Annotated in this window: 10 protein-coding genes; 8 read left to right on the top strand and 2 right to left on the bottom strand. The window is 52.7% G+C overall.

Features of this window, described 5'->3' with window-relative positions; translation table 11 throughout:
* Both AC1HCM_RS04120 and purE read right to left on the bottom strand, forming a co-directional pair.
* A partial coding sequence (locus AC1HCM_RS04120; RefSeq protein ID WP_479460512.1) for a 5-(carboxyamino)imidazole ribonucleotide synthase occupies positions 1-1,018 on the bottom strand: 1,018 nt, incomplete at its 3' end.
* 1 nt (position 1,019) lies between these two features.
* Positions 1,020-1,502, bottom strand: coding sequence for a 5-(carboxyamino)imidazole ribonucleotide mutase (purE, locus tag AC1HCM_RS04115; RefSeq protein WP_479460511.1), 483 nt, complete (start codon positions 1,500-1,502; stop codon positions 1,020-1,022).
* A gap of 18 nt (positions 1,503-1,520) precedes the next feature.
* On the opposite strand from purE, the gene AC1HCM_RS04110 reads away from it, so the two are divergent.
* From AC1HCM_RS04110 to AC1HCM_RS04075, 8 genes are all read left to right on the top strand, one after another.
* Positions 1,521-2,099: a phosphotransferase gene (locus AC1HCM_RS04110; protein ID WP_479460510.1), complete on the top strand. Its 579-nt coding sequence runs from the start codon at positions 1,521-1,523 to the stop codon at positions 2,097-2,099.
* Between the two features lie 4 nt (positions 2,100-2,103).
* Complete coding sequence (murB, locus tag AC1HCM_RS04105) at positions 2,104-2,991, top strand: UDP-N-acetylmuramate dehydrogenase (RefSeq protein WP_479460509.1); 888 nt, start codon at positions 2,104-2,106, stop codon at positions 2,989-2,991.
* Positions 2,933-3,823, top strand: coding sequence for a D-alanine--D-alanine ligase family protein (locus AC1HCM_RS04100; RefSeq protein ID WP_479460508.1), 891 nt, complete (start codon positions 2,933-2,935; stop codon positions 3,821-3,823). The genes murB and AC1HCM_RS04100 overlap by 59 nt, the downstream gene beginning before the upstream one ends.
* 14 nt (positions 3,824-3,837) lie before the next feature.
* Positions 3,838-4,542 (top strand): cell division protein FtsQ/DivIB, encoded by a 705-nt coding sequence (locus AC1HCM_RS04095; protein ID WP_479460507.1) that lies wholly within the window; start codon positions 3,838-3,840, stop codon positions 4,540-4,542.
* Positions 4,543-4,548: 6 nt separating this feature from the next.
* Positions 4,549-5,799: a cell division protein FtsA gene (gene ftsA, locus AC1HCM_RS04090; RefSeq protein WP_479460506.1), complete on the top strand. Its 1,251-nt coding sequence runs from the start codon at positions 4,549-4,551 to the stop codon at positions 5,797-5,799.
* A gap of 12 nt (positions 5,800-5,811) precedes the next feature.
* On the top strand, positions 5,812-6,912 hold the full coding sequence (ftsZ, locus tag AC1HCM_RS04085) for a cell division protein FtsZ (protein WP_479460505.1): 1,101 nt from the start codon (positions 5,812-5,814) through the stop codon (positions 6,910-6,912).
* Positions 6,913-6,918: 6 nt separating this feature from the next.
* Positions 6,919-7,332 carry an archease gene (locus AC1HCM_RS04080; RefSeq protein WP_479460504.1) on the top strand — a complete coding sequence of 138 codons (414 nt, stop codon included), beginning with the start codon at positions 6,919-6,921 and terminating at the stop codon, positions 7,330-7,332.
* Positions 7,333-7,340: 8 nt separating this feature from the next.
* The coding region (locus tag AC1HCM_RS04075; RefSeq protein ID WP_479460503.1) for an ApeI family dehydratase at positions 7,341-7,530 on the top strand (190 nt) is incomplete at its 3' end.

Genomic DNA, 7,530 nt, shown 5'->3' with positions numbered 1-7,530 from the left:
CTGAGACTATGTTCACGTGCCCTACCTTCCTCCTGGGCTTTGGCTCTTTTCCATACCAGTAAAGGCGGGAACCCTTTACCGATAGGAGCTCAGGCAGGTTTATCTCTTCAAGGGGGAGACCGAGTATGTTCACCATACCGGTGGGGAGCTTGAGCTGGGTTGAGCCCAAGGGGAGCCCAAGGATAGCCCTGAGGAGATTCTCAAACTGGGATGTGAAGGTCCCGTCAAGGGTATAGTGGGCGGTGTTGTGAGGTCTTGGGGCGAACTCGTTTATAAGCACATCTCCCTCCTTTGTTATGAAGAACTCAACCGCCAAGAGACCGACTATCTTCAGGTCCTCCAGCAGGCTGACGATTATGTCCACCAGCTCCCTTTCCCAGGGAACCTTCCCAGCGGTGTAGTTGTAAAGAAGTATCCCCTCCTCGTGAACGTTCCTCGTTATCGGAAAGACGAAGGTTCTACCCTCCTTATCCCTGACACCGACAGCCGAGGCTTCAAGCTCAAAATCAACGAACTCCTCAACCACAAAGCTTTCCTCTTCGGAATGGCTTTTGAACACCTGTTCAAGCTCTTCCACCTTTCTTATCCTGTACTGCCCCTTGCCGTCGTAACCCAGGCGGGTGCTCTTGACCACCACCGGAAGACCGAGCTCGGATACAGCCCTTTTCAGCTCTCCCATACCGACCCTTCTGAAGCGTGGCACTGGGTAGCCGTGTCTGTATAAAAAGGCCTTCTCTTCACCCCTGTCCTTCTTGAGCCTTAGGGCGAGAGGGTTAGGGAGGAGTTTTCCCTCAACGCACTCAAGCACCTCATCCTCTATATGCTCAAACTCGTAGGTTATCACATCGCTACCTCTGTAAAACTCTTCCACCTTCTCTGGGGGGAACCAGGCGTCCGCTATCCTGCTGGCGGGTGCGTCCGGGTTTGGGTCAAGGACGAGGAAGTTTATCCCCAGCTTCCTACCTTCCAGTATGGTCATCCAGCCGAGCTGTCCTCCTCCGAGTATGCCCACGTTCATCTCAGTCCTCTATCTTCATGTTAAGGACCTTTTCCTTCAGCCTATCCCTGTATTCCTCCAGCTTCTTCTCTATCTCAGGATACTTTATGGACAGGATTCTCAGGGCTAAGAGGCCTGCGTTTGTGGAATTTCCTATGGCAACTGTCGCCACGGGAACGCCCGCCGGCATCTGGACTATTGAGTAAAGGGAATCCACACCCGAGAGGTGCCTTGTTGGAACGGGAACTCCTATCACAGGAAGGGTTGTAAGCGAGGCAACCATCCCGGGAAGGTGCGCCGCTCCACCTGCGCCCGCTATTATCACCTCTATTCCCCTCTCCTTCGCACCCTTTGCATACTCGTACATCATCTCGGGTGTCCTGTGGGCTGAGACCACCTTCCTCTCGTGAGGAACTCCAAACTCCCTGAGTATGTCTGAGGCTCCCTTCATGTGTTCCCAGTCGGAGATGCTGCCCATTATTATGCCTACCAGGGGTCTCTCCATAGGAAAATTATATTCATCGTGAGGTTTGAAGAGTTTAAAAAGGAACTCAAAGAGGTTGAGAAGCTCGCTGAGGGCTGGAGGGGGGTAGTTTACAGAGCGCTCTGGAAGGGTGAGAGGGTCAGTGTAAAGGTGGCGAAGGACGAGAAGGTGGTAAAGGCTATCCAGAAGGAGGCGGATATCCTTGAGAGGCTCAAGGGTATGGAGGAGTTTCCCCAAGTACTTCTCAAGGGGGAGGACTTCTTCCTTTACAGGTTCATAGAGGGGGTTCCCTTCCGCAAGGCTGATCTGAGTCCCGAGGAGAAGAAGAGGGTTTACCGCAAGCTTCTGGAGCTTGCCTACAGGCTTGATAGCATGGGGATCGTGAGGGATGAGTTCAGCAGGATTGACAAGAACGTCCTCATAGGGAAAGGAGGGAAGGTATATCTCCTTGACTTTGAGAGGGGAAAGCTGAGCTCAAGACCCTCCAATTTAACCCAGTTCCTCCAGCTCCTTGTGAGGGAGGGCTTGCTGAAGAGAGAAGAGGCGGTGGAGCTGGGAAAGAGATACGCTACGGACAGGGAGTCTGTATATAGGGAGGTCCTCGCTAAGTTAGAATAAAAGGGTGGAGCTGCTCAGGGGTGTAGGGCTTTCAGATTTCACGAGCATAAAGGTGGGAGGGAAGGCGGATTACTTCGCCCAGCCCCGTAGCTTTGCAGAGCTCAGGGACCTTATAGCCTTTGCTCAGGATAAAGACCTTCCCCTATACATCCTTGGAGGAGGCTCAAACACCGTGTTCGGTAACTTTAAAGGATTGGTGCTCAGCACCGCTCACCTGAGGGGTCTGGAAGTTAAAGAGGGGGATGAAGCCTTTGTGGTAGAAGCTCGGGCGGGAACGCCTCTCAAGGAGCTCGTAACCCTTTCGGTCAAGGAGAATCTGGAAGGTATGTACAGGCTCCTCGGCTTTCCTGCAAGTGTGGGTGGAGCGGTCTCCATGAACGCCGGAGCCTTCGGGGTTGAGATATCCTCCTTCTTGAAGGAGGTAAGCTTTGTGGACTGGGAGGGGAGGTTCCACAGGGTGGGGGCTGAGGAGCTGGTCTTTTCCTACAGGAGCTCCCCCTTTCCCTCCGCGGGGATAGTCCTTTCCTGCCTCTTTGAGCTCAGGAGGAGCAAGGAACCTGTGGTCGGAGACTACCAGAAGATAAGACAGATGAGAAAGAGGAGCCAGCCGATAAACATGCCCACAAGCGGCTCAACCTTCAAGAACCCCTACCCCCACCACGCCGGTGAGCTGCTTGAGAAGGTCGGGCTCAGGGGCTACAGGGTCGGGGAGGTCTCCTTCTCCGAAAAGCACGCCAACTTCCTCGTGAACCACGGAGGGGGGAGCTTCGGTAATGTGGTCAGGCTTATTGAGGAGGCTAAGAGGCGGGTGAGGGAGGAGTTTGGTATCCTTCTTGAAGAGGAGGTCAGGCTGGTTGAGGATAGTGGTTCTGATGGGTGGAAGGTCCTCTGAGAGGGAGGTATCCCTTAAGACAGGAAGGGCTGTGGCGGACGCCTTGAGGAAGCTTGGGCACGAAGTTGTGGAGCTTGACCTCACCCCCGACTTAGCCTGTAGGCTCCTTGAGATAAAACCCGACAAGGTCTTCATAGCTCTCCACGGGTCTTATGGTGAGGACGGTAGGGTTCAGGGTCTCCTTGATATCCTCGGCATACCCTACACTGGTTCGGGCGTTCTTGGGAGCGCCATCGCCATGGACAAGGACATAACGAAGAGGCTTCTCAGAAGTGAAGGCATCCCTACACCTGACTGGGTATGCGTTAGGAAGGAAAAGGAAATCCCCGAGTGGAGTAGATTTCCAGCGGTTGTCAAGCCTGCAGACCAGGGCTCAAGCGTGGGGCTCAGCGTGGTCAAGAACCGAGAGGAGCTTGAGGAATCGGTTAAAGAACTCTTCAGAACTACCGATAAGGTGCTTGTAGAGTCTTTTGTTGAGGGAAGAGATATGACCGTGGGCGTGCTCAAAGGGAGGTCTCTGCCGGTTATTGAGGTTCTTCCCAAGAAGGGCATATACGACTATGAGAGCAAGTACACGAAGGGAGCTACGGAGTACCGCTTCCTTGAGGACGAGGAGCTGTCTAAAGAGCTCCAAGAAATAGCCTTGAGGGTCCACACCCTTCTTGAGCTCGGGGACATGTCAAGGGTTGACTTCAGGGTTGATGGTGAGGGAAGGGCTTACGTCCTTGAGGTCAATACAATACCGGGGATGACCGAACTCAGCCTCTTCCCCATGGCGTGCAGAAAAGCGGGCATGAGCTTTACCGATATGTTGTCTATAATTATCGGATAGCTCGGGAGGGATATGTGAAGAGAAGAGGAAAAAGGGACAGAGCCCGCAGGCTCTTCTCCTACCTGCTTTTTGCTTCCTGGATAGGTTTCATGGCTCTGGCAGGCTTCTTTGCCCCCTCCTTCATAGCTCAGCTCCCTCCCTTCAAGCTAAAGGAGATTGTTGTAAAGGGAAACAGAAGCATTGACTTTGAGAGCATAAAGTCGGTCCTTGAGGAACTCAGCAACGACCCAACCCACCTCAATGAGGAGGAGCTCCTTCTGTCTCTCAACACACGGTTCAAGAACAGGGTCAAGAGGGTTTACATGAGCAAGAGCTTAGGGCTTAACGGAACCACCCTCAACCTCACTATAGTTGAGAGGGAGCCTGTGGCAAAGCTGAAGGTGGGCGGGTCCACCATGCTGATTGACCCCGAAGGAGAGCTCTTTTCACCGGCGAAGGGTGAGGACCTCAACCTTGTTGAGGTGAGGACCTACGACATAGAGGTACTCAAGGGAAACTTTGCAAAGCTCTACAAGAACGTGCTCAGCCTGGGGCTTCCCGTGAAGGCTGTGAAGGTCAAAAGGGACAGGGTGGTCCTCATACTTGACTCAAAGGAGGTAATACTACCACCTCTTGAACTCCTGCCAAGGAATATCTCTGGAAGATTGAGGATGGTTTATAATCTTTCGGAGGAAAAGGTTGATTTAAGATATGGCAGGTTTATCTTAGTAAGAAATTGAGGTGGGATGAGAACGATTGCTTCTATAGACATTGGAACAGATAAAATCGTTGCGCTCATCGGGGAGGTTGACTCCTACGGGGATATCCATGTTATAGGCGTTGGAGAGTCAAAATCCAGAGGAATAGACAGGGGTTCAATCACAAAGCTTGAGGTCGCTTCCAGGGCAATAGCCACCGCCGTTAGAGAGGCGGAGGAGATGTCCGGTCAGAAGGTGAGCCACGTGATAATAAACGTATCCGGTCCCACTGTCAAGAGCCAGAACGAGAAGGACACCATAAACATATCGCCGAGCCCCGTAGAGGTTGAGGCTGAGCACATAAGGAGGCTCGTGGAGAGGAGCCTCGCCCGTGGGAAGGAGGATGGCTACGACATAGTCCACGCAATTCCCAGGAAGTACATGCTTGACGACCAGGAGGGGATAGAGGACCCCGTCGGTCTCGTTGGTTCTAAGCTAACAGCTCAGGTTCACCTCGTGAAGGTGGGAACTACAGTCAGCAGGAACGTTGAGAAGGCTGTCATGTCTGCAGGCTTTCAGCCTTCCATGAGGGTTGTGAACGCCATAGCCTCAGCAAAAGCGGTTCTGGAGGAAGAGGAGAAGGATGACGGCGTTCTCCTGATAGACATGGGTGCGAGCCTTACGGACTTTGTCCTTTACCTTGAAGGACACCCTGTAATTACGGGGTGTATCCCCCTTGCCGGCAACAGCATTACCAAGGATATAAGTCACCTTATGAAGGTTGACCAGGACAGCGCAGAGCGGATAAAGGTTGAGGAGGGTGTGGCTCTCGTCAACTTGGTTAAGGAAGGGGAGACCTTGAGGGTAAAGCCGAGAGGTGAGGAGAGGGACATATCTATTGAGAAGGCGAAGCTTGCGGAGATAATACAGGTCAGGCTTGAGGAGATAGTGGAGAAGATAATTGAGAAAATTGAGGAGTCGGGATACAGGCTTGACAGCGCCAACGCCGGGATAGTTGTGACGGGTGGGAGCGCTAACCTTAAAGGGATAAAGGACTTCCTTGAGAAGTTCACGGATATGCCAGCCCGGGTCGGAAAGCCCAAGGGTCTGATAGGACTTAAGGAGAAGATAGAGGATGCAAAGTACGCCACCGCGGTCGGGCTCCTGAAGTTTGGGGTCTCTCAAGAGGGCGTCTCTGCCGACACGGGCATGCAGCTGACGGAACGTAACCCAAACGGAAGGGGCTTGATAGCGTCTTATGTTGAGAAATTTAAGAAGTGGCTTGAAGAAATACTGTAAGGAGGGAAGGCTATGGAAGTGAAGGGTAGTCTCAACCCAACGAGGATAAAGGTGGTAGGCGTTGGAGGTGGGGGATGCAACGCTGTCAACAGGATGTACGCCGACGGCGTGGAGGACGTTGAGATCTACGCCATAAACACGGACGTCCAGCACCTGAGCTCTCTCTCGGTTCCCCATAAGATACAGATAGGTGAGAAGGTTACCCGTGGACTCGGTGCGGGAGCAAAGCCAGAGGTCGGGGAACAGGCAGCCCTTGAGGACGTTGAGAAGATAAAGGACATACTCAGAGAAACCGACATGCTCTTCATAGCCGTGGGTCTGGGAGGAGGAACGGGAACTGGAGCCGCCCCCGTTATAGCCCAGACCGCAAAGGAGATGGGCATCCTTACCGTGGCAGTTTCTACCCTTCCCTTTGACTTTGAGGGACCAAGGAGAATGAAGGCAGCCCTTGAGGGTCTGGAGAGGCTCAAAGACAACGTAGATACCTACATAGTCATACACAACCAGAGGCTGAAGGATATGGCGAACAAGATAATAACCGTGAAGGAAGCCTTCAAAGAGGTTGACAGCGTTCTCTCAAGGGCTGTCAGGGGTATAACGAACATAATATCCACCTCAGCCATGATAAATGTGGACTTTGCGGACGTGAAGACGGTTATGGAGAGCGGTGGGCTCGCCCTCATAGGAATGGGAGAGGGTAAGGGAGAAGGTAAGATAGAGGCTGCCGTTGAGCAGGCTATAACGAGCCCCCTCCTTGAGGGCAACACTATAGAGGGGGCAAGAAGGCTTCTGCTGACCCTTTGGGTTAGCGAAGATGTTCCCTTCAACGAAGTTGAGCAGGCTATAAACGGCGTGATGGAGAAGACCCACAATGAGCCCCTGATAATATTCGGAGCGGTGATTGAGGAGGGAGTTGAGAACTTCCTTAGGGTAGCTATAGTTGCTACAGACTTTGAGAAGGCGGAGTCAGAAGGGAACGAAGAGGAAAACGTTCTCAGGGTTATAAAGAGAAAAACACCAGGAGTGAAGAAGGCTGTGCCCGATGAGGGTATAAGCCCCGTTGAACCGGAAGAGGAGATACCGGCGATACTCCGCAGGAAGAGAAGGATATAAGAGCACATGTTCTACGAGACCATTGATGACATAACCGCCGATGCGGGCATAAGGGTAAGGGCGAACTCCTTGAAGGAGCTGTTTTGCAGGGCACTGCTCGCAACCTTTAACGAGATAACGGACATAGAAAAGGTAAGCCCGGAAGAGAGCCATGAGATATCCGCCGAGGGCATTATGCCCTTCCTCCTTGCGGACATAATAAACACCGCTCTCCTTCTTCATGAGACCAGAAGGTTCGTTGCCTCCGAGTGCGAGGTCCTTGAGCTCAGCGAAGACAGGGTGAGGGTTCGCCTGAGAGGGGAGAGGTTTGACCCCAAGAGCCACCCTTCAAAGCTCGTGATAAAGGCGGCAACCTATCACCGGTTGAAGATAGAGAAGGAGGGGGATGGATACGTTGCCGAGGTTATATTTGATATATAATAGCCAGCATGAACCATTTAGAGATAATGGATGTCCTCCCCCACAGGTACCCTCTGCTCCTCGTTGACCGCATCCTTGAGTACGAAGAAGGGAAGAGGATAGTCGGTCTTAAGAACGTCAGTGTAAACGAGCCTTTCTTCCAGGGGCACTTTCCGGGCTTTCCTCTCTTTCCGGGGGTGTACGTCCTTGAGGCTATGG

This window comes from Hydrogenivirga sp. (assembly GCF_056450045.1).
The sequence above is the reverse complement of the archived record's forward strand: the minus strand, read 5'-3'. Positions and strand labels throughout refer to the sequence as shown.

What these genes read in the sequence shown, in the direction of transcription:
- AC1HCM_RS04080 (WP_479460504.1), top strand. Translation starts at nt 6,919, where the DNA reads ATGTTCTACGAGACCATTGATGACATAACCGCCGATGCGGGCATAAGG.
- purE (WP_479460511.1), bottom strand. Translation starts at nt 1,502, where the DNA reads ATGGAGAGACCCCTGGTAGGCATAATAATGGGCAGCATCTCCGACTGG.
- ftsZ (WP_479460505.1), top strand. Translation starts at nt 5,812, where the DNA reads ATGGAAGTGAAGGGTAGTCTCAACCCAACGAGGATAAAGGTGGTAGGC.
- ftsA (WP_479460506.1), top strand. Translation starts at nt 4,549, where the DNA reads ATGAGAACGATTGCTTCTATAGACATTGGAACAGATAAAATCGTTGCG.